Here is a 24,849-nt window from a genome sequence, read left to right on the forward strand (position 1 = left end):
CGCGGCGGGTCGGGCGCCGTCCCGCGCCCCCGCCGCAGCCGCCTAGCATCCTTTCAAGTGACCGCAGTCGAGGAAGGTGCGCCGATGGTGAAGCCGGCCGAAGGGCGGACCAGCGTCTGGTTCGGGCACAAGGCGCGGCGCCGGAGGCAGGGCGGCGGCCAGCCGTCCGGGCTGGACCGGGGGCGGATCACCGGGACGACCGTACGGCTGCTGGACGCCGAGGGGCTGGAGCGGTTCTCCATGCGCCGGCTGGCGGCCGAGCTGAGCGTGACCGCGATGTCCGTGTACTGGTACGTCGACACCAAGGACGATCTGCTCGAACTCGCCCTCGACTCCGCGTACGGGGAGCTGCCGCTGCCCGACCCGGAGGGCGGGGAGGACTGGCGGGAACAACTGCGCGCGCTGGCCCGGCGGTACCGCGCGCTGCTGCTGCGCCACCCCTGGATGTCGCCGCTCTCCGGCCGCTATCTCAACGTCGGTCCGAACGCGCTCGCCTTCTCCCGCACGGTCCAGCGCGTGATCCGCCGCAGCGGCCTGCCCGCGCACGGGGTGACCGGCGCGATCTCGGCCGTCTTCCAGTTCGTGTACGGCTACAGCACGATCGAGGCCCACTTCCTCTCCCGGGTCGAGGCCGCCGGGATGACGCCCGACGAGTACCACGCCGAGGCGATGAGCGCGGTCACCGAGGCCCCCGAGGCCGCCGAGGTCATCGAGGAGTCGCGGGACATCCTTCAGGCCCGGGGCGACGCCACCGTCGCCGAGTTCCTCGACCACGACTTCGAGTTCGCCCTGGATCTGCTGGTCGCGGGCATCGAGGCGATGGTCCGCCGCGGCTGACGCCTACTCCGCCACCAGCCGCGCCGGGAAGCCGCCGGTCGCCACCGGGCTCCACCGCTCGGGTGTGATCCGGATGATCGACTTGCCCTGCTTCACCATGGCCGCGCGGTACTCGTCCCAGTCCGGGTGCTCTCCCGCGATGTTGCGGTAGTACTCCACGAGCGGCTCCACGGAGTCCGGGGTGTCGATCACCTCGGCGGTGCCGTCCACCTGGACCCACGGCCCGTTCCACTCGTCGCTCAGCACGATGACGCTGACCCGCTCGTCGCGCTGCGCGTTGCGGGTCTTGGCCCGCTCCGGGTAGGTGGAGACCACGATGCGGCCCGAGTCGTCGACGCCGCAGGTCAGCGGTGAGCCCTGCGGGCTGCCGTCGGCGCGCCGGGTGAGCAGGATCGCACGGTGCCGGGGCCGCACGAAGTCCAGCAACTCGTCCAGGGAGACACGGGTGTTGGTCGCGATGTTGGGTGCCATGACGTCAGCCTAGGGGCAGCGTGCCGGACCGCACGGCCGCGCGCCGCGGACCCGCCACGAGAGTCGTACGTACGGTCCCCCCGCGCCGGGGGGAGGACCGGCCCGCGGCGGCCGTGCGCCTCCGCTCGGAGCGCACGGCCGCCACGGGCCGGGGTTCGTGACCTACTCGCCCGGGTGGGCGAGCGCGATGTCGTGGCCGTCCGCACCGGTACCGGTGACCGTGAGGGGCGTCGCCACGGGCGGGTAGCCGGTCGCCACGACCGTGTACTCGCCGCCGTCGAGCCCGGTGAAGGCGTACGTGCCGTCCGCCCCGGTCGTCGCCGTGCCGGCCACGTCGCCCGCCGCGTCGAGCAGCGTCACCCGGGCGTCGGCCAGCGGGCCGTGCGGGGCCCGTACGACACCACGGACCCGGGCGAGGGCCGAGAGCTCGATCCCGACGCGGGTCTCGCCGGTGCCGTCGACCTCGACGGGCAGGGCGTGCGGCCGGAACCCGGCGGCGCTGACCGCGACGGTCACCGTCCCCGGCACCAGCTCGGTGAAGGCGAACTCGCCCCGCTCCCCGGTCGCCCGGGTGGCCGGCAGGTCACCGCGCGCGTCGGTGACGACGACCATGGCGCCGGCCACGGGCCGCGCGTCCTCGGCCGCGCGCACCTCGCCGGCCAGCCCGCCGGTGCCGCTGAGCACGATGTCGTGGGCCAGGGGCTCGTCCCGTACGACGACCGTGGAGGCCTGTGGCTGGAAGCCGTCGGCGGCGGCGATCAGGACGTACGACCCGGCGCCGGGCGCGTCGAGCGTGTACGAGCCGTCCTCCCGGGCCACCGACCGGCCGAGCCGGCGGCCCGAGGGAGAGATCAGCGTGACCGCGGCCCGCGGCACGGGCGCGTCCTCGGCTCCGCGGACGAAGCCGTGCACGGGCGTGCCGCCGGTCGCGGGCTTCGCGGCCGCGGCCTCGCCCGCGGCCGTCGGGTTCCCGTCCGCACCACCCGAGCGGGTCTCGTTGCCGGGTGCGAGCGGCCCCCGCGGGGTCCTCGCGCCGCCGGCGCTAGCCGGGGCGGGGGTGGCGGAAGCCGCCGCGGCTTGGGCCAGCGCCCCGCTCGTGCGCAGCGGCACCTCCTTGATGAAGAGGGTGACCAGGAACGCGAGGAACGCGATCGGGGTGATGTAGAGGAAGACGCCGGCGATGCCGTGGCCGTAGGCACCCTCCAGCCAGGTGCGGACGGGCGTGGGCAGCAGGTCCATGTCGGGGAGCTGTCCGGAGCCCGCGGCCTTGGCGGCGGCCGCCTGCTGCTGGGGGCCGAGCCGGCCGATGGTGTCCTCGGCGTGGTGCGTGATCCGGGTGGTCATCACCGAGCCGAGCGCGGAGACGCCCACCGCGCCGCCCAGGGAGCGGAAGAAGGTGACGACCGAGCTGGCGGCGCCGAGCTCGTGCGGGGCGACCTGGTTCTGGGTGGAGAGGACCAGGTTCTGCATCATCATGCCGAGGCCGAGGCCGAGGACCGCCATGAACGCGGCGATCCTCCAGTAGTCGGTGTCGTAGCGCATGGTGCCCAGCAGGCCCAGGCCCGCGGTCAGCAGCACACCGCCGCTGACCAGCCACGCCTTCCACCTGCCGGTCTTGGTGATGATCTGCCCGGAGGCCGTGGAGGAGACGAACAGGCCGGCGATCATCGGGATCGTCATGACGCCCGACATGGTCGGGGACTTGTCACGGGCCAGCTGGAAGTACTGGCTGAAGAACACCGTGCCCGCGAACATCGCGATGCCGACGCACAGAGAGGCGATCGAGGCCAGCGTGATGGTGCGGTTGCGGAACAGGTGCAGCGGGATGATCGGCTCGGCGGCCCGGGTCTCGATCAGCCGGAACACCAGGGCGAGCGCGAGCGCGCCGCCGACCATGGCGTACGTCTGCCAGGACAGCCAGGCGTACTTGTCGTCCGCGAAGGTGACCCAGATCAGCAGCAGGCTGACGGCGGCGGTGATGAAGAAGGCGCCGGCCCAGTCGACCTTCACCTTGCGGCGGTTCTCCGGCAGGTGCAGCGTCTTCTGCAGAACGACCAGCGCGATCAGCGCGAACGGCACACCGACGTAAAGGCACCAGCGCCAGCCGAGCCAGTCGGTGTCGGTGATCACGCCGCCGACCAGCGGGCCGCCGACCGTCGCGACCGCGAACGTCGCGCCGAGGTAGCCGGAGTACCGGCCGCGCTCACGCGGGGAGATCATCGCGGCCATGATGATCTGCGCCAGCGCGGTCAGACCGCCGGCGCCGAGGCCCTGGATCACCCGGGCTCCGATCAGCATGCCGGAGTTCTGGGCGAGGCCCGCGACGACCGAGCCGAGGATGTAGATGACCAGCGCCATCTGCACCAGCGCCTTCTTGCTGACCAGGTCGGCCAGCTTGCCCCACAGCGGGGTCGAGGCGGTCATCGACAGCAGGGCCGCGGTGACGACCCAGGTGTAGGCGCTCTGGCCGCCGCCGAGATCCTTGATGATCTCCGGCAGGGCGTTGGAGACGATGGTCGAGGACAGGATGGCGGCGAACATGCCGAGCAGCAGCCCGGAGAGCGCCTCCATGATCTGGCGGTGGGTCATCGCGGCGCCGTCGGAGGAGCCTCCCCCGTGCTTGGCGTGGGCCCGCACACCGGTCGGTGTGGTCGTTGCCATGGGTTTCCTTCTCTTATCTTGCTTCCGCGGGTGTACGGGTGGTCCGGGGTACGTCGGGCGGGGTGGACTCGGCGTTGTGCACCCGGCAGTCGCCGAAGCTGTCGCGCAGCCGGGTCATCAGCCGGATGAGCTGGCCGACCTCGTCGTCGCTCCAGTCGTCGAGCCGGGTGGCCAGCAGGCGGGTGGTCCGCCGGGACAGCTCGTCGAGCTGCTCGCGGCCCGCGGCGCTCAGGCGCAGGATGCGCGAGCGCTTGTCCGCCGGGTCCGGGGAGCGTTCGATCCAGCCGCGCGCGGCCACATGCGCCACATGCCTGCTGGTCACGGACATGTCCACGGAGAGCAGCTCCGCGAGCCGGCTCATCCGCATGTCCCCGTAGCGGTCCAGCAGCGTCAGCACCGCCGCCGAGCCGGCCGGGCACTGCTCGGGCATGATCCGCGCGAGGCCCCGCTTCACGGCGCCGATGGCGCTGAGCTGGCGGGCGAGTTCCTCGTACAGCCCCTGCTCGGCCATGACACCCCCCAGTTTGTTGCTTAGGGCAACCATAGAGGAAAGATGGTTGCTGTAGGCAAATGAATTGGGCGGGGAGGGCGCAAAAAGTTAGCAAAGGCAAGTATTGCGACCGTAAAACGCGCGGCCGAGCCCGTGCCGACCTCCGGCGAGCGGACCGCAGGTGGCGCGGGGGACCGCGCGGCCGGCTCCAAGGACCCGCAGCCGGGCCCGTCCCAAAACCACCCGCGGCCCCGCGCTTGGGCCGCGCCCGGCGATTCGCTAGGCTCGCGGCCCATGGCCAACACCCAGAACCCGCAGGGCAACCACGACCCCGCAGGCAGCACCCAGATGTTCCGCGCGTTCGTCGACGAGGCCCCGCAGGCCGCCGGCCCGCAGCAGGCCTCCTCCGGCCCGCGCGTCGGTCTCATCCTCGGCGTCGTGGTCGCGATCGCGGTCGTCGCGGCGGTCGCCTGGCTCGCGCTGAAGTAACGGCCCGCGGCCCCGAGCGGCCGCGGCTCAGCTCCACTCCACCGAGACGTCCCGCGTCTCGACGTGCATGCCGAGCGGCACTCGCCAGGCGTCGACGCACACCGTCCAGGCGCGTTCCTCGCGCGCCCCGGGCGCGATCGGCGCCGGCAGCTCCTCGGCCGACTCGACCGTGCCCCAGTCGACGCCGAGCGCGCCGATGATGTGCGTGCCGAAGGTCACCGTGCCCGAACGCACCGCGGTGCCCCCGGTGTTGCGCGGCTCCAGCGTCACCTTCTCGCACCAGCGCTCGGCCGCCGCCTTGCGCTCGGGCTCGCCCACGCTCAGGACGGCGGGCCCGGCGGGCGTGGTGGGGCCGGTCGGCTCGGGCGTGCGCGGCCCGGACGGTGTGGCCGGCGCGGAGGGCTTCGACGGCTTCGCCGGTCCGGGAGTCCCCGGTGCCGTACCGCCGTCCGGTGCGGTACCGCGGGACGGTACGGCCGGACCGGCGGGCGTGGTCGCGGAGGGCGCCCCGGCGCGCACCCCCGAGTTCTCGATGCCCCCGCCGCCCGGCCCGGTCGCGGCCTCCGGTGCGCCCGGTCCGGCGGATCCCGGGCCCTCCCGGCCCGCCGTCCCCGTCCAGCGGTGTCAGCGTCACCTCGCCCGTCGGCGCCGTCGCCGCCCGCGGGGCCGGCGCTCCTACGGCCGTATAGCCGCCGCCGCTCCCGCCGCCGCACCCGGCCGGCGCCAGGCCGCCCGCGCAGACGACGGCCGTCGACGCGCACAGCAGGGCGCGTCGACGGCCGGGTGTCGTATGGGTCCAGCTCGCTCGAAGCATCGCGCACAATGGCTGACGCCTCGTCAGATAAGAAGTCTCGTGCGGCGCTTGGGCCGTGGGTGTCCGCGTCGGCCGGCCCGAGGGGGCCGGTACGGGCCCCACGCCCGGCTCAGTCCGAGATGAGGCCCTCGCGCAGCTGGGCCAGCGTGCGCGTCAGCAGGCGGGAGACGTGCATCTGGGAGATGCCGACCTCCTCGCCGATCTGGGACTGGGTCATGTTGGCGAAGAAGCGCAGCATGATGATCCGCCGCTCACGGGGCGGGAGTTTGGCCAGCAGCGGCTTGAGGGACTCGCGGTACTCCACGCCCTCCAGGGCCGTGTCCTCGTAGCCGAGGCGGTCGGCCAGGGAGCCCTCGCCGCCGTCGTCCTCGGGGGCGGGGGAGTCCAGGGAGGAGGCGGTGTAGGCGTTGCCGACCGCGAGGCCGTCGACGACGTCCTCCTCCGACACGCCCAGTACGGTGGCCAGTTCACCGACCGTGGGCGAGCGGTCCAGCTTCTGGGACAGCTCGTCACTGGCCTTGGTGAGGGCCAGGCGCAGCTCCTGGAGGCGGCGCGGGACGCGGACCGACCAGGAGGTGTCGCGGAAGAAGCGCTTGATCTCGCCCACGACCGTCGGCATCGCGAACGTCGGGAACTCCACGCCCCGTTCGCAGTCGAACCGGTCGATCGCCTTGATCAGCCCGATGGTGCCGACCTGGACGATGTCCTCCATCGGCTCGTTGCGCGAGCGGAAGCGGGCCGCGGCGTAGCGGACGAGGGGGAGGTTGAGCTCGATCAGGGTGTCCCGGACGTAGGCACGTTCGGGGCTGTCCTGGTCGAGGGCGGCGAGCCGCAGGAACAGCGAGCGGGAGAGGGTGCGGGTGTCGATGTCCCCCGAGGCCGGCGGGGCCGGAACAGTGGCGGCCGGGAGGTCCTGGGCCGGCGCGGCCACAAGGACCACGGCATGGTCGAACGCGGCGTCGGGCGCGGACTCGCTCTTCGTGAGCGTGAGCACCTTCGAGCTGCCCTGATCTGCGGACATGCCACCCCCTTTGGGTCGCGGACGGTCGCGGCCGGCTCCCCGTGGCGAGGAGCGCAGCCTTCACCTGAATACCGGAGCCGGAGCCACGGCAAACGCGCTTCCGGAAGAATGTCACATGTCGGCAACACGCTGTAGAGACATGTCGATATCCACGATGCGAATCAGCCCTGGGTGCAGGGGGTGTGACGGTTCTTCAGCACAATTTTCGCGACAACCGCGCTGGTGGACGATTCGCTCTCGCAGGTGAGGGGTCGTCCGGGCGTTCTAGACGCCTGAGGCGGCGCTCATGACGGCCGCGAGGGCTGGGGCCGGAGTCCTGTGCGGCGGCGGTCGCGGGCCGGGTGGGCTTCTGTGGGACCCGGGCGGGTTCCGGTGCGGCAGTGGTCGTGACGGCCGGGTGGGTTCCGGTGCGGCAGTGGTTGTGACGGCCGGGTGGGTTCCGGTGCGGCAGTGGTTGTGACGGCCGGGTGGGTTCCGGTGCGGCGGTGGTCGTGAGAGCCGGAGTGGGCCCTGTGCGACGGCCCGGATGTCCCTACGCGTCGATGCGGTTGGCCATCCGCAGGCGCTGGAAGCTGCGGGCGAGCAGCCGGGAGACGTGCATCTGGGACACGCCTAGCTCGGCGCTGATCTGCGACTGTGTGAGGTTGCTGTAGTAGCGCAGCAGCAGGATGCGCTGTTCCCGCTCGGGGAGTTGGACCAGCAGATGGCGCACCATGTCGCGGTGCTCGACGCCGTCCAGGGCGGGATCCTCGTAGCCCAGACGGTCCAGCAGGCCGGGCAGGCCGTCGCCCTCCTGCGCGGCTTCGAGGGAGGTCGCGTGGTAGGAGCGGCCCGCCTCGATGCAGGACAGCACCTCGTCCTCGGTGATGCGCAGCCGCTCGGCGATCTCGGCCGTGGTCGGCGTGCGCCCGAAGGACGTGGTCAGGTCCTCCGTCGCGCCGTTGACCTGCACCCACAGCTCGTGGAGCCGGCGCGGGACGTGGACGGTGCGGACGTTGTCGCGGAAGTAGCGCTTGATCTCGCCGACGACGGTCGGCATCGCGAAGGTCGGGAACTGCACGCCCCGGTCGGGGTCGAAGCGGTCGATGGCGTTGATGAGCCCGATGGTGCCGACCTGGACGACGTCCTCCATCGGCTCGTTGCGGGAGCGGAAGCGGGCGGCGGCGTAGCGCACGAGCGGGAGATTGGCCTCGATGAGCGCCCCGCGCACCCGGTCGTGCTCCGGCGTGCCCGGCTGGAGGTCCTTGAGCTGGGCGAAGAGCACCTGCGTCAGCGCCCTGGTGTCCGCGCCCCGGCTGCGCTGCGGAGTGGCCGGAGCGGGAGCCTCTTCCTGGGGTGGCGCAGTACTGGCCGACACGGTCAACGCCACCTCTTCATCGGTCAACTCATCCGTCAAAAGCGGTCATAGCATCACAAGACATGCCCACTGTGTGCAAGCACCGCAAAACTCCGTGTTGGGGGTAAGTTGTGGCATAAGACGCACAATGGCCCCGCACCATTGCGGTGCGGGGCCGAAGTGTCCGACGTCAGAACTCGTAGTCGGCGATCACCCACGTGGCGAACTCCCGCCACAGGGACACGCCCGCCTGGTGCGCGGGGTGCTCGGCGTAGCGGCGCAGGGCCTCGGCGTCGTCGAAGGCGGAGTTGATCGCGAAGTCGTAGGCGATCGGGCGGTCGCTGAGGTTCCAGCCGAGCTCCCAGTGGCGGATCTCGGCGATCTCGCCCTCCAGCGCCTGGAAGGCCTTCTCGCCCTCGGCGACGCGCGGGTCGTCGCGGTCGACGCCCTCGTTCAGCTTGAACAGCACCAGGTGGCGGATCATGAGTCACCTCCGTTGGCGACCCAGGTCATGAAGTCGCCTATGGCCTTGGCGGCCTCCGATATGCCCTCGAACCCTATCTGCACGTAGTCGGCCGCCTTGGCCGGGTCCGTGATGATCAAGTACAGGATGAAGACGACGAGTACATAGACGGCGATCTTCTTCGCATTCACCGCCACCGCGGCCTCCCCTGTCGCCTGCCTCTGGCCCACGAACCCCTGTTCGCCGGCGGTGAGTGTAACTTCACGGCGTATTTAAGGACCAACGGCCCATGGTCCAGGGCCTTTCGCCACCTGCCCGGGGCCCGGCACGGCGCGCACGATGGGGCTGTGTCCCGGCGGTCCGGCAACGGTCCGGCGGGGTGCGGGACGGGCCCTCACTGCGGGGTGCGTGCCGGGACACTCCCCCGTCACCCGGCGCGTGCTGGAGGGCCGGCCTCCGTCGGGGAAGGCGGTCTCCCCCGGGACCGCCTTCCCCGTCCCTCGTGGCAGACCTCCTCCGGGACCGCTTCACCCGCCCTCATGGCAGACCCCCGGGACCGCCTCCCCGTCCTCGTGGCAGGCCTCCTCCGGGGCGGGCCGTCTCCTCGTCGCCTGCGGCGTACGGTGGCCGCCATGGTCACCGTCGACGACGTACGGCGCCTCGCGCTCGCGCTGCCGCGCACCGAGGAGCATCTGATCCACGACCGTGTGAAGTTCCGCATCGGCCGGATCGTCTACCTGGCGTTCTCCCGCGACGAGACCGTCCTCGGCTTCGCCTTCCCCAAGGAGGAGCGGGCGGACCTGGTCGCCTCGGCCCCGGAGAAGTTCCTCCTGCCCCGCGCCTCGGACCTGCGCTACAACTGGGTCGAGGTCCGCCTCGCCGCGCTCGACGAGAGCGAGGCGGCCGAACTGGTCACCGACGCGTGGCGCATGTGCGTGCCCGCCTCGGTGGCCCGCGCGCATCTGGGCACGGACCCAGAACCACCCCTGCCGCGCTGACGGCGGCCGCGACCCACCCCGCACACACGAGAAGGGCCCGTCTTTCGACGGGCCCCCTCTGCGAAGCGGTGGCGGAGGGATCTGAACGCGTGATCCGGGGCCGTTCACCGGCGTTCCTTTCGGTACCGACACACGCCCGTCGCGGCAGGCTGAACGGCCCCGGACGGCCGCGTACCGCGATGGATGAGACGGAAACCGAGACGGCGGGGTGACCTCGGTTCACGGTGATCAAGGACGTCGTGCTCGTCCATGCTGGTCATCCGACGGACGGGCAGGTCTGTTTCAAAGCCTGAGTGTCCGGGGGTCGCGAAGCGTCAGGTGTGAGCGGGTGTGCACGCCTGACGCTTCCTCGCCGGAAGGCTTTCCTCACTACCGCGACTTTGTAAAGATTCCCCCCAGGGAGGGGATATTCACATGCGCATCAACAGACGCGCGGTCTGCGCCGCGCTCGGTTTGCTCTTACCCGCCACAGGTGCGGCGACTCTGGCCGCGTCCACCGCACACGCGGCCACGCCTTGTGCCACCGGTGTGTGGACGGCGAAGTACTACGCGAACACCTCGTTCAGCGGTACGCCGAAGCAGACCACCTGTGACACGGCGATCAACGAGAATTACGGCACCGGTGACCCGGTGGGCGTTGCGCTGCCGCGTGACAACTTCGGCGTCCGCTGGACCATGAGCCGCGACTTCGGTTCCGGCGGGCCGTTCACCTTCTCCGCCGCCGCTCAGGACGGCATCCGGGTCTACCTCGACGGGGTTCGCAAGATCGACCTGTGGTCGAACGTCTCCGCGACGCGCGGCAAGAGCGTCCGCCTGACGATCCCCAAGGGCACCCACACCATCCGTGTCGACTTCGCCGCCTTCACCGGCAGTGCCAACGTGAAGTTCACGTACGCCCCGGTCACCAGCGCGAGCGTCGACAAGGTCAAGCCGCTGACGCCCACCGGTCTGAACGCCGCCTACAGCACCAGCACCCTCACGACCAGCCTCACCTGGACGAAGAACGTCGAGATGGACCTGGCGGGGTATCGCGTCTACCGCCGCACCGGCACCTCCAGCACCTGGACCAGGATCAGCGGCACGGGCCTGGTCACCTCGCCGTCGTACCTCGACACCCCGCCCGCCACCGGCGACGCGTACGGCTACGCCGTCACCGCCGTGGACAAGGCCGGCAACCAGACCGCCCGCTCTGCCGCCCAGACGGTGACCTCGGTCGACAAGACAGGCCCGGCCGCGCCGACCGGCGTCATGGCGAAGGGCACACCGCCGGCCGTCACGCTGACGTGGTATCCCGACACCACCGACGATGACCCCTTCAACCCCAGCTACTCGGTCTACCGGGCCACCTCGCCCACCGGTACCTTCACCCACCTGGGCTCAGGGGGTGTCGTCGTTCCGGCTTACACCGACGCGTCTGCCGAGCCGGGCGTCACCTACTGGTACAAGGTGCGCGCGTGGGACCGCCTGGGCAATCCCTCCGCGTTCTCGGCGGCCGTCAGTGCCGCGCGCCCGGCCGCCGGCGCCGATGCCGCTCCCGCTCCCACCGGGGTGACCGCCGACGACTGGTACGACGGCAACACCGTCACCTGGAAGCCGCCCGCGGGAGCCACGCCGACCGGATATCACGTCTACTTCAAGTCCGCCGCGGACCTGGACTGGACGAAGTTGACGTCCACGCCGGTGACTTCCACCAGCCTCCACCACCCCACCGCGCCCATGGGCGTGCTGTCGCAGTACTACGTCACGGCTGTGGACACCTCCGGAGCCGAGTCCCTCCCGTCGGCCATCGCGTCAGCCACCCGGGTCGACGGGTCCGGCACCGGCCCCTGGCCGACTCCGGAGGGACTACTGGCCCGTGAGAACACGGGCGGCATCGAACTGCTGTGGGACTCCTTCCAGCCGCCCAACGGCTCCGCCGTCGGCCCGTACGACCACCAGATGCTGTACCGCGCGGCAGGCGAGGGCGGCACTTACGAGCCGGTCGCCCGGCTGTCGCTCTTCGCGCATAGCTACGTGGACACCACGGCGCCGCTGAACGTCCCGCTCACCTACAAGCTCGTACGGGTCAACGGCGTCGGCACCGAGTCCGCCCCTGCGATCGTCAGCAGCATCCGCGACACCCCCGCCGTCCCCGGGGCCCTCACGGCGAGCGACGGCGTCCGTGAGACGCACGTGAGTTGGACCAGCGGCGGCGAAACCGACCTCAAGGGCTTCAACATCTACCGATCCACCAGCCCCGATGTCCGCGTCGCCCCCGAGTATCGGCTCAACAGCACGCCACTGAAGGGGAACATCATCGAGGTGTACTCACCGGACACGATCTTCGAGTACAGCGGCCCCGCCCCCGTCCACCTCGTGGACCACTACATCGAGCCCGGCGTCACCTACTACTACGCGATCACCGCAGTGGACATCTACGGCAACGAGTCCGAGCCCGCCACCGGCTCGGCAACGTCCACCGGCTGGGAGTGACGGAACACGGCCGGGCGCCAAGGCGCGCCCGGCCGTACCTGGCCGCACTGAGAGCCGCTGACCTGCGCGGACGTCTCGCCCGCCGTGGAGGCAGCAGCAGATCATCCATCCATGAGACCCGAAGTGCAGGTTCCTGGCTGATGGCCCACTCCCCGCCTGTGACGCGAGCGGAGAGGAGATCGGCAGGCGCGTCGAGCGGAAGCCGAAGAGGCGCCCGGTTCCAGGAACCGGGCGCCTCTCCTACCTGCGGTAGCGGAGGGATTTGAACCCTCGGTGACTTGCGCCACACTCGCTTTCGAGGCGAGCTCCTTCGGCCGCTCGGACACGCTACCGAGGGAGACCTTACAGCACAGGGTGGTCAGGGCTGAAATCAGTATGCGGCGGCCACCGGGCCGGGCCGCGTCACCGGTCAGCGGGTCCGGAAGAACTCCGTGAGCTGCCGGGCGCACTCCTCGGCCAGGACGCCCTCGACAACCTCGGGGCGGTGGTTGAGACGCCGGTCGCGCACCACGTCCCAAAGCGAGCCTGCCGCGCCCGCCTTGTCGTCGCGGGCGCCGTAGACGACCCGGTCGACGCGGGAGAGGACGATCGCGCCCGCGCACATCGTGCACGGCTCCAGCGTGACCACGAGCGTGCAGCCGGTCAGCCGCCAGTCGCCCGCCCGTCGCCCGCCGACGGCCTCCGCGGCGTCGTCCGGCACCGCGGAGTCCCTCAGCCGGGCGGCCGCCCGCCGGATGGCGAGCACCTCGGCGTGGGCCGTCGGGTCGCCGCCGGCCTCGCGCTCGTTGTGGGCGACGGCGAGGACCGTCCGGCCGTCCGCGGCCAGCACGACGGCGCCGACGGGGACGTCACCGCCCCGGACGGCCAGTTCGGCCTCGTCCAGGGCGAGGCGCATCGGGCCCCGCCAGCGGTCGCGTACCGGGTCGAAGCCCTCGGGGCCCTCGGAACGCCCGTCGGTTCCGGGGTTCCCAGGGGCCTCGGGGGTCCGGCCCTCTTCCATCGGTGCGGTCAGCGGACGGTCTCCAGGACCTCCGCGGCGCCGAGGGCCTCGGCGATCACACCGAGGGCGTCGTCGGACAATGTCCTCAGCTCCTTCTCACTGATGCCGAGGTCGTCGAGGATGCCCGCGTCGCCCACCGGGCCGTGCGGCACGGCATCGGCGGAGACGCCGGCGGACTCGGCGTCGTCGGCGGAGTCCTCGTCGTCGCCGTCCTCGGTCCCGTCGAGGTCCAGGGAGTCCAGGTCGTCGTCACCCGGATCCCGGCCGAGCAGTTCGTCGGTGAGCAGGATCTCGCCGTACGAGCTGCGGGCGGCGGCAGCGGCGTCGGAGACATAGATGCGCGGATCGTCCTCACCGTCCACACGGACGATGCCGAACCACGATTCCTCCTGCTCGATGAACACGAGGACCGTGTCATCCTCGTCGCCGGAGGACTCCCGGGCCAGGTCGGCCAGATCGGACAGGGTTTCCACATCGTCGAGCTCTGTGTCGCTCGCTTCCCACCCGTCTTCGGTGCGCGCGAGCAGTGCGGCGAAGTACACCGTGACTCTCCCACTGGTCTGAGGCGTGCCGGTTGGGGGTCCCCCCGGCGGAGGTTGCGGGCGGGGAGAGCTCAGGCTCCGAGCCCCACCCACTCGGAATCGTGGCAGAAACAAGGCGTCCAGGGGACGTCTTCGGCTCCCTGTGTCCGGCAGTTTCGATCGCGGGTGTGCCATCGACTCACCAGTCCACTCGTTGCCGCCACGTGCGGATCGTACGCGGGTTTTCCCATGGTCCACGTACGCCCGACCCGGTCAACACCCGTGACAGGCGCGGATCTTCCCGTTTCCGGCGCCGACTTTCCGACCTGGGGTTCTCTACCAGCGGAACGTTCGCATACGCATCGCGTGCCGCAGCCGGGCGGCCTTGGCCCGGCGCGGCTGGACCCGGTCACGCAGTTCGCGGGCCTCGGCGAGTTCGCGCAGGAACCGGGCGCGTCGCCGCCGGCGGTCGGCGTCGCTCTCCGGCGCGCTCTCCTCGGCGCCGCCCCCGGCTATGCCGCCGTCGCTCTCGCGGCCCTCGTGGTCAGGCAGATCCCGCATCGGCACACCACCCCAGCCCAGTCCGTCCCTCCCACTTTCCCCCGACCGGGCGGTTTGACGCCAGCGCGCGGGGACAGGCGGCGCGGCTACTGTTATGGACATGCGTCTCCACGTCGTCGACCACCCTCTGGTCGCCCACAAGCTCACCACCCTGCGCGACCGGCGCACCGACTCCGCGACCTTCCGGCGGCTCGCCGACGAACTGGTCACCCTGCTCGCCTACGAGGCCACGCGGGACGTACGCACCGAGCAGGTCGACCTCGACACGCCGGTCGCCCGGACCACCGGCGTCAAGCTCTCCCACCCGCGCCCGCTGGTGGTGCCGATCCTGCGGGCCGGTCTCGGCATGCTGGAGGGCATGGTCCGGCTGCTGCCTACCGCCGAGGTGGGCTTCATGGGCATGATCCGTGACGAGGAGACGCTGCAGCCCTCGACGTACGCCACGCGGATGCCGGAGGACCTCTCGGGGCGGCAGGTGTACGTGCTGGACCCGATGCTGGCCACCGGTGGCACGCTGGTCGCCGCGATCCAGGAGCTGATCAAGCGGGGGGCCGACGATGTGACCGCCGTCGTGCTGCTCGCTGCGCCTGAGGGGGTCGAGGTGATGGAGCGGGAGCTGGCCGGGGCGCCGGTGACTGTCGTCACGGCGTCTGTGGATGAGCGGCTCAATGAGCACGGGTACATCGTGCCGGGGCTGGGTGATGCGGGGGACCGTATGTATGGGGCTGCCGAGTAGGGGGCTGTTCGGCGGTGCGGGGTGCCGGCGGCGGCTGGTGCGTTATGGCTGGTCGCGCGGTTCCCCGTGCCACTGAGGGCATGCGCGTTCCCCGTGCCCCTGGAAGCGTGGGCCCTTTCCCGTGCCTCTGGAAGCGTGGGCCCTTCCCGTGCCCCTGAGGGCTCTGCGTGGTTCTCCGCGGCCTTGAGGAGTCGCGCAGTTCCCCGCGCCCCCAAAAGATTGCGCCGTTCCCCGCGCCCCTAAGAGGCTGCGCCGTTCCCCGCGCCCCTAAGAGGCTGCGCAGTTCCTCGCGCCCCTAACAGATTGCGCAGTTCCCCGCGCCCCTAAGAGGCTGCGCCGTTCCCCGTGCCCGTAAAAGATCCCCGCGCCCCCAAAAGATTGCGCAGTTCCTCGCGCCCCCAAGAGGCTGCGCCGGTCCCCGTGCCCCCAACGACTGCGGCGGTCCCCGTGCCGCTGCGGGGCTGCTCGGCTTGCTGCGCGTCTGGGAGGTTGCGCGGTTCCTCGCGCCGCTAGGAGAAGCTTCGCGGGGGCCTGGGGGCTTTAGCAGCTCTTTTTGGTGTCCGTCTGGGGTGGGGCCGGGGCTGTGAGTTTGGACAGGGTGAGGTCCGCGGTCGCCTTCGGGGTGAGGGTGCGGAACTTGTCGCCGATGATCAGGTCGACGGCCGTGCCCTTGCGGGTCGCCTCGGTGCGGGGTTCGGCGCCGGTGAGCTGGGCGGCGAGGACCGGGAGCGAGGTGTCCTGGGCGGAGGCGGGGCCGAGCAGGAGGCCGATGCCCTTGACCTTCTTGTCGAACTCGGCGGCCGCGTTGCCGACGTCGCCGACGCGGAAGCCGCGCTTCTTGAGTTCGTCGGCGGTCTGCTTCGCCAGGCCCTGGCGGGTCGTGGCGTTGAATACGTTGACGGTGATCCGGCGGGGCTCGGGCAGGACCTTGGCCACGCTGGGGGAGGGGCCGGCCTTGGTGGCGCAGTCCGCCTTGGGGCCCGCCGCGCTGGCCTTGTCGCCGTCGCCGCCGGAGAAGACGTCGATGAGCTGCAAGGTGCCCCACCCGGCCGTCCCGAGGACGGCGACGGAGGCCACGACCGCGAGGACGAGCCTGACGCGCCGCCGGGGACGGCGCATTCGCGGGTATTTGTCCCCCGTGATCCGGTACTGGCCGCCCATGCCAGGGGGAGTCAGCATGCTCATGGGCGCAGCGTAGTGCGACGCGGCGACGATGCCTACTAGATGATCATTCGACGCTGCGCGGTCCAACCCGAAAGGGCCAACAGGTGGCCGGAGGGTTGTGGCCCCGAGAGGCCTTGTGAGGCCTCAGGAAGCCCCGGGAAGCCCCTACAGCTCCAGCACGCGCGCGTGCAGCACCTGGCGCTGCTGGAGCGCGGCGCGGACGGCGCGGTGCAGGCCGTCCTCCAGGTAGAGGTCGCCCTGCCACTTCACGACGTGTGCGAACAGGTCGCCGTAGAAGGTGGAGTCCTCGGCGAGGAGGGTCTCCAGGTCGAGCTGCTGCTTGGTCGTCACGAGCTGATCGAGGCGGACCGGGCGCGGTGCGACGTCCGCCCACTGCCGGGTGCTCTCCCGGCCGTGGTCGGGGTACGGCCGGCCGTTTCCGATGCGCTTGAAGATCACACGGAAAGCCTACCGGTCAAGACCTTCCGGGCGCAGCCATGGAGACGCGGTGCGACCCTGGGAAAGATGCCGTGAATCGGGTCGAATCGGAACAGGGGTCCGACATGAGCGACCGCGAGACCATGCCCGGGGCCACCGCGCCCGAGGCTCCGGGCGGCGCCCCGGCACTGCCAAAGGAGGCGCTGAGGATCGCCGCCGGGTACGCCTTCACCGGTCCGGCGCTGGAGCTGGGCGCCCTGCTCTGGGACGGGCGGTGTCTGCCCGACGCGCGGGTGCGCATCCCGCTGCCCGTGCTCAACCGGCACGGCCTGGTCGCGGGCGCCACCGGCACCGGCAAGACCAAGACGCTCCAGCTCATCGCCGAGCAGCTCTCGGCGCAGGGCGTGCCGGTGTTCCTCGCCGACGTGAAGGGCGACCTCTCCGGCGTCTGCGCGCCGGGCGCCGGGGGCGACAAGGTGCGCTCGCGGGCCGCCGAGGTCCACCAGCGCTGGACGGCGACCGGCTTCCCGGCCGAGTTCTACGCGCTCGGCGGGATCGGCCACGGCATCCCCGTCCGGGCCACCGTCACCGGCTTCGGTCCGGTGCTGCTGTCGAAGGTGCTCCGGCTCAACCAGACGCAGGAGCAGTCCCTCGGCCTGGTCTTCCACTACGCCGACACGAAGGGCCTGGAGCTGGTCGACCTCAAGGACCTGCGCGCGGTGGTCGCCTTCCTGACCTCCGACGAGGGCAGGCCCGAACTGAAGGACATCGGCGGGCTGTCCACCGCCACGGCCGGGGTGATCCTCCGCTCGCTGACCGCCTTCGAGGCGCAGGGCATGGGCGACTTCTTCGGGGAGCCGGAGTTCGACACGGCCGAGTTCCTGCGCACGGCGGCGGACGGCCGCGGCATCGTCTCGCTGCTGGAGCTGCCCGCCGTGCAGGACAAGCCGCAGCTGTTCTCGACGTTCCTGATGTGGCTGCTGGCGGACCTCTTCCACGACCTGCCCGAGATCGGCGACGCCGACCGGCCGAAGCTGGTGTTCTTCTTCGACGAGGCGCATCTGCTGTTCGACGGTGCCTCGAAGGCGTTCCTGGACGCCATCGCGCAGACCGTGCGCCTGATTCGCTCGAAAGGGGTCGGGGTGTTCTTCGTGACGCAGACCGCGAAGGACGTCCCCACCGACGTGCTCGCCCAGTTGGGCAACCGCGTCCAGCACGCGCTGCGCGCCTTCACACCGGACGACCAGAAGGCGCTGAAGGCCACGGTCAGGACCTTCCCGAACTCGGCGTACGAGCTGGAGGAACTGCTCACCGGCCTCGGCACCGGCGAGGCCGTGGTGACCGTCCTCGGCGAGAAGGGCGCGCCGACACCGGTCGCCGCGACCCGGCTGCGGGCCCCGGAATCGCTGATGGGGCCGGTCGACGCGGCCGGGCTGGACCGGGCGGTGACGGGCTCGCCGCTGTACGCACGTTATGCACAGGCTGTGGACCGCGAGTCGGCGTACGAGAGGCTGGCCGAGGCGCGGGCGACGGAGAAGCCGACCGAGAAGCCGACGGAGAAGCCCGCGCGGGAGCCGCGCGGGAGGCAGCGGGCCGAGACGGCGCCCCGGGATGAACAGTCCCTGGCGGAGCAGGTCATGGGCAGCGGCATGTTCAAGTCGCTGGCCCGGTCGGTCGGCACGCAGATCGGGCGCGAGATCACCCGCTCGGTCTTCGGCACCGCCCGCAGACGCCGCTGAGCCGCCCCCGGGGTTCCGTCCGACGGCGGTGAGCCGGACGTCCACGGGGGACGCCCGGCCCGGTTCAGCGGGACTCTCGCCGTTTCACCGAAGGCCGCGGCTCGGGCCGCTTGCTCTCCGGCTTGGGCGCGCCGCGTGCGGCCTCGGCGCGCAACAGGGCGCGCAGGACCGCGTAGGGATCCGAGGGCATCTCGGTGCTCCTTGCGTCGGGAGGGACAGGGCAGCCTGGGGGAGCGGCCCGGTCAGCAGCGCAGCACCACCGTGCGCAGCCCGCGCAGGGCGTACGGCGGCCGCGGCGACGCGGGGCGGAGCGGGTGGCCGGGCCCCTGGCGGGGCGCGGCCGGGCGGTGCGGGGCCGCAGCCGGACGCGTGGGCGCGGCGGGCCGGTGGGCGGAGCGGGCCGGCGGCCGTAGGGCCGTGTCCAGTACGTCGTACTCGACGCTCTCGCCGGGGACGGCCAGGGCCGGTGCGGTGAGACCGCCGGTCACCGGGGGCGCGCCCAGGAGCAGGGCGAGCACCAGCACGAGCATTCGCGGCCAGGTCCGGCCGCGGGCGAGGCGCGATGTGGTGCTCATGCCGGGTGCTGTGCCCGGCACGGGCCCGCCGCGCAGCACTCCGGGGCCGAGATCCGCCTGCTTGGACCACACCCGAGGCGCACACCCGCGGCTCACAGTTCGCGTGGGACCTGCCGGGCGCGGCCGCGGACGAAGAACGCCGTGACGATCTCCGTGACGCCGACCACGAGCAGCCAGATGCCCCCGACCAGGGTGAGCACGGTCACCGACTCGAAGGGCGAGTCGATCAGTACGACGCCCGCGACGAACGTGAGCACGCCGAGGAGGATCTGCCAGCCGCGGGCCGGCATCGAGCTGTCCGAGGCGGCGGCCAGCGTCTGGGTGATGCCGCGGATCAGCCAGCCGATGCCGATCCACAGGGCCAGCAGCAGGATCGACTGCATCGGGCCGCGGAAGCAGAACAGGCCCAGCAGGATCGACAGGGCTCCGCTGACGAAGGCGAGGACGCGCAGCGAGGTCGTGCGGTGGGTGCCGAACGCCGCGACGAGCTGGAGGACGCCGCTGATCAGCAGGTAGACGCCGAAGAGAAGGCCGACGACGAACAGCGAGACGTCCGGCCAGACCAGGACGAGGACGCCGAGGACCAGCGAGGCGACGCCCGTGAGCATCACGATCTGCCAGGCGGCCCGGGACAGGACGCGCAGGGGGCCCTCGAAGGGCGGTTCCGGGGCGTGCGGGCCGTGGCGCGGGGGCGCGCCGCCGTGGACGCCGCGGTCGTCGTGGTCCGGTCCCCGGGGGGAGCCGGTCGGTGCCTCGGTCATGGTTCATGCTTCGGCCGGACCGAGAGGGTGTGCCACCTGGAGGGGGCCACGGGGGTGGCCGCGCCGCCGGGGCGTCGGGGTGCCGGCGTGTCTCTCGGTCAGGCCTTCTTCACGGCTCTGGCGGCCTTCGCCGCCGCCTTCATCTCCTGCTTGTGGGCACGGACCTTGGCGAGGGACTCCGGGCCGGTGATGTCGGCGACGGAGCGGAAGGAGTCGGGTTCGCCGTAGGACCCGGCGGCCTCGCGCCAGCCGGTGGGCCGTACGTCGAGCTGTTTGCCGAGGAGGGCGACGAAGATCTGGGCCTTCTGTTTGCCGAAGCCGGGCAGGTTCTCCAGGCGGCGCAGCAGTTCGGGCCCGTCGGCGACGCCCTTCCAGACGAGCTCGGCGTTGCCGTCGTAGTGCTCGACGAGGTAGCGGCTCAACTGCTGGACGCGCTGGGCCATGGAACCGGGGTAGCGGTGCACCGCCGGTTTCTCCGACAGCAGCGCGGCGAAGTCCTCCGGGTCCTGGACTGCGATGTCGTGGGCGTCCAGGTCGTCCGCGCCGAGCCGGTCGGCGATCGTGCGCGGACCCTTGAACGCCCACTCCATCGGAACCTGCTGGTCCAGCAGCATCCCCACCAACGCGGCGAACGGGCTGCGGCCGAGCAGGGCGTCGGCCTCGGGATCCTGGGCGAGGTGCAGCGTGACGTCCATGACCCCGATCATCCCCCTCTCGGCGTCAGCTCTCCACGTGAGCGCCGGTGAACGCCCCGCCGAAGGGAGTGTCGGCGTCGCGGACGGTGACCCCGGCGCTCCTGTCCGTGAGATTCACCGGGCCGACGGCCCTGACCCGCTGTGGCCGTGCCGCGTCGCGTACGATTCCGGCACGCCACTTAGGCAAGGCTTACCTAAAACGTAAAGGGGCGAGGGTGACCACCGAGATCTACCGGGACGCTTGGGGGATCCCCCATCTGCGCGCCGACAGCGCCCTCGCGCTCGCCCGGGCCCAGGGCCGGGTCACCGCCCGCGACCGGGCCTGGCAGCTGGAGGTCGAGCGGCACCGGGCCCAGGGCACCACGGCGGCCTTCCTCGGCCCCGAGGCCGTCGCCTGGGACGTCTTCGCCCGCCGCCTGCGCCTCGCCGACACGGCCCGGCGGTGCTCCGAGCACCTGGAGCGGACCGATCCGCACAGCGCGCAATGGGTGCGGGCGTATGTGGAGGGTCTCAACGAGGGCCTTGCGGAGGTGGCCGACGGCGGTGTCGGCGAGCGCGACGCTCCGGCCGGTGCGCCTGGGTCTCCGCGGCCTGGTGCTCCCGGGTCTCCGCGGCTCGGTGCCCCTGGGTCCCCGCGGCCAGGGGCGCCCGAGTCCCCGCGGGCCGATGCCCCCGGGTCTGCGCGGGCCGATGCCCCCGAGTCCCCGCGGGCCGGTGCGCCTGGGTCTCCGCGGCCTGGTGCTCCTGGGTCTCCGCGGCTCGGTGCCCCTGGGTCCCCGCGGCCAGGGGCGCCCAAGTCTCCGTGGGCCGATGCCCCCGAGTCCCCGCGGGCCGGTGCCTGCGCGTCTCCGCGGGTCGGTGCTCCCGGGTCCCCGCGGCCAGGGGCGCCCGAGTCTCCGTGGGCCGATGCCCCCGAGTCCCCGCGGGCCAATGCCCCCGAGTCCCCGCAGGCCGATGCCCCCGCGTCCCCGCGGGCCGGTGCCCCCGAGTTCGCGCGGGCCGGTCTCGTGCCGGGCCGGTGGGAGCCGTGGACGCCCTTCGCGATCTGGCTCAGCGCGCACATCCCGTTCGCCGGATTCCCCTCCAAGATCTGGCGGGACCTGCTCCGCCACCACCTCGGCCCCGAGGCAGTCGCCCTCTTCGCCACCGACGGCCCCGGCACCGCGGGCAGCAACGGCTGGCTGCTGACCGGCGAGCGCACCGTCACCGGGCAGCCCCTGCTCGCCGGCGACCCCCACCGCTACATCGAGGACCCCGGCGTCTACCAGCAGATACGCCTCGCCTGCGACGAGTTCGACGTGGTCGGCCTCGCCGTGCCCGGCGTCCCCGGCATCGCCCACTTCGGCCACGCCGGAGCCGTCGCCTGGTCCATCACCCACGCCATGGCCGACAGCCAGGACCTCTACCGCGAGCGGCTGCGCCGCACCGGCGCCGGTGTCGAGGCACTCGGCCCCGACGGGCGGTGGCGGCGTGCCGCACGGCACACCGAGACCGTCGAGGTCGCGGGCGATGAGCCGGTGCGGGTGGAGATCATCGAGACCGACCGGGGCCCCGTCGTCGCGGGCGGCCCCGAGGGCCTCGACGACGCCACCCCGCTCGCCCTCAGCCTGCGCTACGCCGCCCGCGTCACCGGCGACCTCGGCTTCTCCGCCCTGCTGCCGCTGCTGCGCTCCCGCACCGTCGCCGACGTCGACCGGGCCGCCGACCGCTGGGCCGAACCCGTCAACGTCCTCCAGGCCGCCGACACCGGGGGCGGCACCCTGCACCGCGTCGCGGGCCGGGTGCCCGTGCGCCCCGAGTCCCACCGGGTCGGCATCGTCGACGCCTGGGAGGACGGCCACGCCTGGCAGGGCTGGCACGAGACGCCCCGCGCGGCCGTCCCCGACGAGGGCGCCGTCGTCATGGCCAACGAACGCGGCCTCGCCGCCCCCCTCGGCGTCGAGTTCGCCCCGCGCCACCGCGCCGACCGGATCGCCGCGCTGCTCGCCGGGAAGGAGAGATGGGCGGGCGCCGACATGCCGGCGATCCACATGGACACGCACCTGGCCTCGGCCGCGGCGCTGCTCGAACACGTCGAGGGCATCCGCCCGCCCCTCACCGCCGAAGCCGCCGCCCTGCGCGAGCGCCTGCTGCGCTGGGACCGCCGGATGGACGCGGACAGCCGGGACGCCGCCGCCTACGCCGCCCTGCGGACCCGGGTCGTCCGCGCGCTCGCCGCCCAGCCCGCCTTCGCCGCGCTCGCCCAGCCGCCCGCGCACTCCGAGGTCCTGCTGCCCTGGCTCGCCCTCCTCCCGCGCGTCGGGTTCGCGCTGGAGAACATGCTCCGGGCGAAGGACCTGTACGGCATCGACCGCGAGGCCGTCGTACGCCAGGCCCTGGAGGACACGGCCGCGGAGCCCGGCGCCGCCTGGGGCGACACCCACCGCCTCGCCCCCTGGCGCGCCCTGCCCGACCCCGCGTACGACGAACCGGGCCTGTCCGGCGACCACGACTGCGTGCTGTGCACCTCGGCGGTCCCCGGTGTCACCGACCTCGCCGCCCGCGCCCCCGCCGCCCGCTTCGTGTGGGACCTTGCCCGGCGCGAGGACAGCCGCTGGATCGTCCCCTTCGGCACCTCCGGCGTCCCCGGCTCGCCCCACCACCGCGACCAGCTGCCGCGCTGGCTCGCGGGAGACCTAGCCCCGGTCGTCACCGACTGGGACCAGCTCACCAAGGAGACCGATGTCTGACCAGTACGCCGCCCGCACCGCCGTCCACGAACAGCACGTCGACGGCTTCGGCCTCTTCCGCGTCCTCCGTCTCGACGCCGCCGCCGACGCCCCGGTCCTGCACTGCTGGGTCAGCGAGGAACGCGCCGAGTTCTGGGGCATGGTGGGCCTGACGGTGTCCCAGGTCGAGGACATCTACGCCCACATGGACACCCTCGACACCCACCACGCGTTCCTGCTGGAGCGCGAGGGCGAGGCCGTCGCCCTCTTCCAGACCTACGAGCCCGAGGCCGACCGGGTCGGCGAGTGCTACGACGTCCGCCCCGGCGACATCGGCGCCCATCTGCTCCTCTCCCCCGCCGGATCCGGCGGCGCGCGGCACGGCTGGACCGCCGCGCTGACCAGCGTGATCAACTCGTACGTCCTGCTCACCCTGGACCGGCAGCGGGTCGTCGTCGACCCCGACGTCCGCAACGGCAGGGCCATCGCCCTGTTCAGCAGGATCGGCTTCGAGACCGGCCCCGAGGTCGTCCTGCCCGAGATCGACCTCCCGGACGTGTACCTCCCCGAGAAGAAGGCCCAACTCGCCTTCCTCGCAAGGGAGGTAGCCTTCCCGGCATGACGCCGCAGGAGCTGGTCGAGCAGTACGGCCTGGAACCGATTCCGCTCGAAGGGGGTCTGTTCCGCCGCACCTGGACCGGCCCCGCGCGCCCCGACGGCCGTCCGGAGGGCACGGCCATCGTCGCCCTCCTGGCCGCCGACGACTACTCGGCCCTGCACCGCCTGAAGTCCGACGAGATCTGGCACTTCTACCTCGGCGACCCGCTGGAACTCCTCCTCCTCGCCCCCGACGGCAGCACCGGCACGCAGGTGCTCGGGCCGGACATCCGGCGCGGCCACCGGCCCCAGCTGACCGTTCCCGCGGGCACCTGGATGGGCGGCCGGGTCACCGAGGGCGGGACATGGACGTTCTTCGGCTGCACGACCACACCCGGCTTCACCTACGAGGACTACGAGCACGGCAGGGCAGCGGACCTGACGGCGCGCTACCCCGCCGAAGCCGCCCGGATCATGGCACTGTGCCGGCCATGAGCGAGCGGCACGAAGGACTCCTGCACGGTCTGGTCGCCCTGGTCACGGGCGCGGGCGGCGGCATCGGACGCGGTATCGCGCTGCGGTTCGCCGAGGAGGGGGCGGCGGTCGCGCTGCACTGCCGTACGTCCGTGGAACCGGCCGGCGAGACCGCCGAGCTGATCCGTGCCTCGGGCGGGCGGGCCGTCGTACTGACCGCCGACCTCACGGACGAGACCGCGTGCCGGCGGCTGGTGGACGAGGCCGCGCGGTTCGGCGGCGGCCGTCTGGACGCCCTGGTCAACAACGCGGGGGTGCAGCCGGTGCGGGCGCTGCCCGGAATGCCGGCGGAGGAATGGCGAGCCGTCGTGGACACCAACCTCACCGGTGTCTTCGCCTGCACCCAGGCCGCGGCGGAGGTCATGCGGGCCCGGCCCGGCGGCGGTTCGGTGACCCACATCGCCTCGATCGAGGCGCACCGCCCGGCCGTCGGCCACGCCCACTACAGCGTCTCCAAGGCCGCGGTGGTCATGCACGCCCGCGCGGCCGCCGTCGAGTACGGGGAGTGGGGCATCCGGGTCAACACCGTCTCCCCGGGCCTGATCGACCGCGACGGCCTCACCGGGACCTGGCCCGAGGGAACGGCCCGCTGGCAGGCCGCCGCCCCGCTGCGCCGCCTGGGCCGCCCCGAGGACGTGGCCAACGCCTGCGTCTTCCTCGCCTCGCCCCTCGCCTCCTGGATCACCGGCCAGGACCTGGTGGTGGACGGCGGGGTGTCCGCGCGACCGGGCTGGTGACGCGGGAAGTCCGCCGCCGACTGAACACAAC

General features: G+C 72.4%; 27 protein-coding genes and 1 tRNA gene. 10 read left to right on the top strand and 18 right to left on the bottom strand.

Features of this window, described 5'->3' with window-relative positions:
- Positions 1-84: 84 nt before the first annotated feature.
- Positions 85-837: a TetR/AcrR family transcriptional regulator gene (locus ABZZ79_RS27280; RefSeq protein ID WP_356693255.1), complete on the top strand. Its 753-nt coding sequence runs from the start codon at positions 85-87 to the stop codon at positions 835-837.
- A gap of 3 nt (positions 838-840) precedes the next feature.
- On the opposite strand, the gene ABZZ79_RS27285 is transcribed toward ABZZ79_RS27280, so the two are convergent.
- From ABZZ79_RS27285 to ABZZ79_RS27295, 3 genes are all read right to left on the bottom strand, one after another.
- Positions 841-1,308, bottom strand: coding sequence for a PPOX class F420-dependent oxidoreductase (locus tag ABZZ79_RS27285; RefSeq protein ID WP_356692996.1), 468 nt, complete (start codon positions 1,306-1,308; stop codon positions 841-843).
- A gap of 162 nt (positions 1,309-1,470) precedes the next feature.
- Positions 1,471-3,969, bottom strand: coding sequence for an MFS transporter (locus ABZZ79_RS27290; RefSeq protein ID WP_356692998.1), 2,499 nt, complete (start codon positions 3,967-3,969; stop codon positions 1,471-1,473).
- 13 nt (positions 3,970-3,982) lie between these two features.
- Entirely contained in the window at positions 3,983-4,480 is a 498-nt protein-coding gene (locus ABZZ79_RS27295) for a MarR family transcriptional regulator (RefSeq protein ID WP_356693000.1), read from the bottom strand.
- A gap of 273 nt (positions 4,481-4,753) precedes the next feature.
- On the opposite strand from ABZZ79_RS27295, the gene ABZZ79_RS27300 reads away from it, so the two are divergent.
- Complete coding sequence (locus ABZZ79_RS27300; RefSeq protein WP_356693002.1) at positions 4,754-4,948, top strand: hypothetical protein; 195 nt, start codon at positions 4,754-4,756, stop codon at positions 4,946-4,948.
- A gap of 27 nt (positions 4,949-4,975) precedes the next feature.
- On the opposite strand, the gene ABZZ79_RS27305 is transcribed toward ABZZ79_RS27300, so the two are convergent.
- The 5 genes from ABZZ79_RS27305 to ABZZ79_RS27325 all read right to left on the bottom strand — a co-directional run bounded on the left by ABZZ79_RS27305 (position 4,976) and on the right by ABZZ79_RS27325 (position 8,779).
- Positions 4,976-5,266, bottom strand: coding sequence for a hypothetical protein (locus ABZZ79_RS27305; protein ID WP_356693004.1), 291 nt, complete (start codon positions 5,264-5,266; stop codon positions 4,976-4,978).
- A 605-nt stretch (positions 5,267-5,871) separates the two neighbouring features.
- The gene (locus ABZZ79_RS27310) at positions 5,872-6,783 is read right to left on the bottom strand and encodes an RNA polymerase sigma factor SigF (RefSeq protein ID WP_356693006.1); all 912 of its coding nucleotides are present in this window, start codon (positions 6,781-6,783) and stop codon (positions 5,872-5,874) included.
- A 532-nt stretch (positions 6,784-7,315) separates the two neighbouring features.
- Positions 7,316-8,179: an RNA polymerase sigma factor SigF gene (locus ABZZ79_RS27315; protein WP_356693008.1), complete on the bottom strand. Its 864-nt coding sequence runs from the start codon at positions 8,177-8,179 to the stop codon at positions 7,316-7,318.
- Between the two features lie 130 nt (positions 8,180-8,309).
- Entirely contained in the window at positions 8,310-8,603 is a 294-nt protein-coding gene (locus ABZZ79_RS27320; RefSeq protein WP_356693010.1) for a Dabb family protein, read from the bottom strand.
- On the bottom strand, positions 8,600-8,779 hold the full coding sequence (locus ABZZ79_RS27325; RefSeq protein WP_356693012.1) for a hypothetical protein: 180 nt from the start codon (positions 8,777-8,779) through the stop codon (positions 8,600-8,602). The genes ABZZ79_RS27320 and ABZZ79_RS27325 overlap by 4 nt, the downstream gene beginning before the upstream one ends.
- Before the next feature lie 435 nt (positions 8,780-9,214).
- Here ABZZ79_RS27325 and ABZZ79_RS27330 point away from each other — a divergent pair, with 435 nt between their 5' ends.
- Together ABZZ79_RS27330 and ABZZ79_RS27335 are read left to right on the top strand one after the other, a co-directional pair.
- Positions 9,215-9,580: an MmcQ/YjbR family DNA-binding protein gene (locus tag ABZZ79_RS27330; RefSeq protein WP_356693014.1), complete on the top strand. Its 366-nt coding sequence runs from the start codon at positions 9,215-9,217 to the stop codon at positions 9,578-9,580.
- Between the two features lie 414 nt (positions 9,581-9,994).
- Positions 9,995-12,052 (top strand): PA14 domain-containing protein, encoded by a 2,058-nt coding sequence (locus tag ABZZ79_RS27335; protein WP_356693016.1) that lies wholly within the window; start codon positions 9,995-9,997, stop codon positions 12,050-12,052.
- Positions 12,053-12,299: 247 nt separating this feature from the next.
- On the opposite strand, the gene ABZZ79_RS27340 is transcribed toward ABZZ79_RS27335, so the two are convergent.
- The 4 genes from ABZZ79_RS27340 to ABZZ79_RS27355 all read right to left on the bottom strand — a co-directional run bounded on the left by ABZZ79_RS27340 (position 12,300) and on the right by ABZZ79_RS27355 (position 14,134).
- A tRNA-Ser gene (locus ABZZ79_RS27340) sits at positions 12,300-12,384 on the bottom strand.
- A gap of 77 nt (positions 12,385-12,461) precedes the next feature.
- Entirely contained in the window at positions 12,462-12,947 is a 486-nt protein-coding gene (locus tag ABZZ79_RS27345) for a nucleoside deaminase (protein ID WP_356693257.1), read from the bottom strand.
- A gap of 113 nt (positions 12,948-13,060) precedes the next feature.
- Entirely contained in the window at positions 13,061-13,594 is a 534-nt protein-coding gene (locus ABZZ79_RS27350; RefSeq protein ID WP_356693018.1) for a hypothetical protein, read from the bottom strand.
- Positions 13,595-13,909: 315 nt separating this feature from the next.
- Positions 13,910-14,134, bottom strand: a complete 225-nt coding sequence (locus ABZZ79_RS27355) for a hypothetical protein (RefSeq protein ID WP_356693020.1) — start codon at positions 14,132-14,134, stop codon at positions 13,910-13,912.
- Between the two features lie 100 nt (positions 14,135-14,234).
- Here ABZZ79_RS27355 and upp point away from each other — a divergent pair, with 100 nt between their 5' ends.
- On the top strand, positions 14,235-14,870 hold the full coding sequence (gene upp / locus ABZZ79_RS27360) for a uracil phosphoribosyltransferase (RefSeq protein ID WP_356693022.1): 636 nt from the start codon (positions 14,235-14,237) through the stop codon (positions 14,868-14,870).
- Between the two features lie 540 nt (positions 14,871-15,410).
- On the opposite strand, the gene ABZZ79_RS27365 is transcribed toward upp, so the two are convergent.
- Both ABZZ79_RS27365 and ABZZ79_RS27370 read right to left on the bottom strand, forming a co-directional pair.
- The gene (locus ABZZ79_RS27365; RefSeq protein WP_356693024.1) at positions 15,411-16,055 is read right to left on the bottom strand and encodes a LytR C-terminal domain-containing protein; all 645 of its coding nucleotides are present in this window, start codon (positions 16,053-16,055) and stop codon (positions 15,411-15,413) included.
- 144 nt (positions 16,056-16,199) lie between these two features.
- On the bottom strand, positions 16,200-16,493 hold the full coding sequence (locus tag ABZZ79_RS27370) for a type II toxin-antitoxin system VapB family antitoxin (protein WP_356693026.1): 294 nt from the start codon (positions 16,491-16,493) through the stop codon (positions 16,200-16,202).
- 104 nt (positions 16,494-16,597) lie between these two features.
- Here ABZZ79_RS27370 and ABZZ79_RS27375 point away from each other — a divergent pair, with 104 nt between their 5' ends.
- Entirely contained in the window at positions 16,598-18,211 is a 1,614-nt protein-coding gene (locus ABZZ79_RS27375) for a helicase HerA-like domain-containing protein (protein WP_356693028.1), read from the top strand.
- Positions 18,212-18,275: 64 nt separating this feature from the next.
- Here the strand turns inward: ABZZ79_RS27375 and ABZZ79_RS27380 are convergent, their stop codons facing one another.
- The 4 genes from ABZZ79_RS27380 to ABZZ79_RS27395 form a co-directional block, all read right to left on the bottom strand.
- On the bottom strand, positions 18,276-18,401 hold the full coding sequence (locus tag ABZZ79_RS27380; protein ID WP_356693030.1) for a hypothetical protein: 126 nt from the start codon (positions 18,399-18,401) through the stop codon (positions 18,276-18,278).
- A 52-nt stretch (positions 18,402-18,453) separates the two neighbouring features.
- Positions 18,454-18,786, bottom strand: a complete 333-nt coding sequence (locus tag ABZZ79_RS27385) for a hypothetical protein (protein ID WP_356693032.1) — start codon at positions 18,784-18,786, stop codon at positions 18,454-18,456.
- Between the two features lie 92 nt (positions 18,787-18,878).
- Complete coding sequence (locus tag ABZZ79_RS27390; protein ID WP_356693034.1) at positions 18,879-19,547, bottom strand: HdeD family acid-resistance protein; 669 nt, start codon at positions 19,545-19,547, stop codon at positions 18,879-18,881.
- A gap of 98 nt (positions 19,548-19,645) precedes the next feature.
- Positions 19,646-20,242, bottom strand: coding sequence for an HhH-GPD-type base excision DNA repair protein (locus ABZZ79_RS27395; RefSeq protein ID WP_356693036.1), 597 nt, complete (start codon positions 20,240-20,242; stop codon positions 19,646-19,648).
- Positions 20,243-20,457: 215 nt separating this feature from the next.
- Here ABZZ79_RS27395 and ABZZ79_RS27400 point away from each other — a divergent pair, with 215 nt between their 5' ends.
- From ABZZ79_RS27400 to ABZZ79_RS27415, 4 genes are read left to right on the top strand one after another with little or no spacing between them, the layout of a single operon-like run.
- Positions 20,458-22,971 (top strand): penicillin acylase family protein, encoded by a 2,514-nt coding sequence (locus ABZZ79_RS27400; RefSeq protein WP_356693038.1) that lies wholly within the window; start codon positions 20,458-20,460, stop codon positions 22,969-22,971.
- Positions 22,964-23,572 carry a GNAT family N-acetyltransferase gene (locus ABZZ79_RS27405; protein ID WP_356693040.1) on the top strand — a complete coding sequence of 203 codons (609 nt, stop codon included), beginning with the start codon at positions 22,964-22,966 and terminating at the stop codon, positions 23,570-23,572. The genes ABZZ79_RS27400 and ABZZ79_RS27405 overlap by 8 nt, the downstream gene beginning before the upstream one ends.
- Positions 23,569-24,042, top strand: a complete 474-nt coding sequence (locus ABZZ79_RS27410; protein ID WP_356693042.1) for a cupin domain-containing protein — start codon at positions 23,569-23,571, stop codon at positions 24,040-24,042. Before ABZZ79_RS27405 ends, ABZZ79_RS27410 begins: the two co-directional genes overlap by 4 nt.
- Positions 24,039-24,818, top strand: a complete 780-nt coding sequence (locus tag ABZZ79_RS27415; RefSeq protein WP_356693044.1) for an SDR family NAD(P)-dependent oxidoreductase — start codon at positions 24,039-24,041, stop codon at positions 24,816-24,818. Before ABZZ79_RS27410 ends, ABZZ79_RS27415 begins: the two co-directional genes overlap by 4 nt.
- Positions 24,819-24,849 lie beyond the last annotated feature (31 nt).

The sequence above is a fragment of the Streptomyces sp. NPDC006458 genome (assembly GCF_040612135.1).
In the GTDB taxonomy this organism is placed as follows: Bacteria; Actinomycetota; Actinomycetes; order Streptomycetales; family Streptomycetaceae; genus Streptomyces.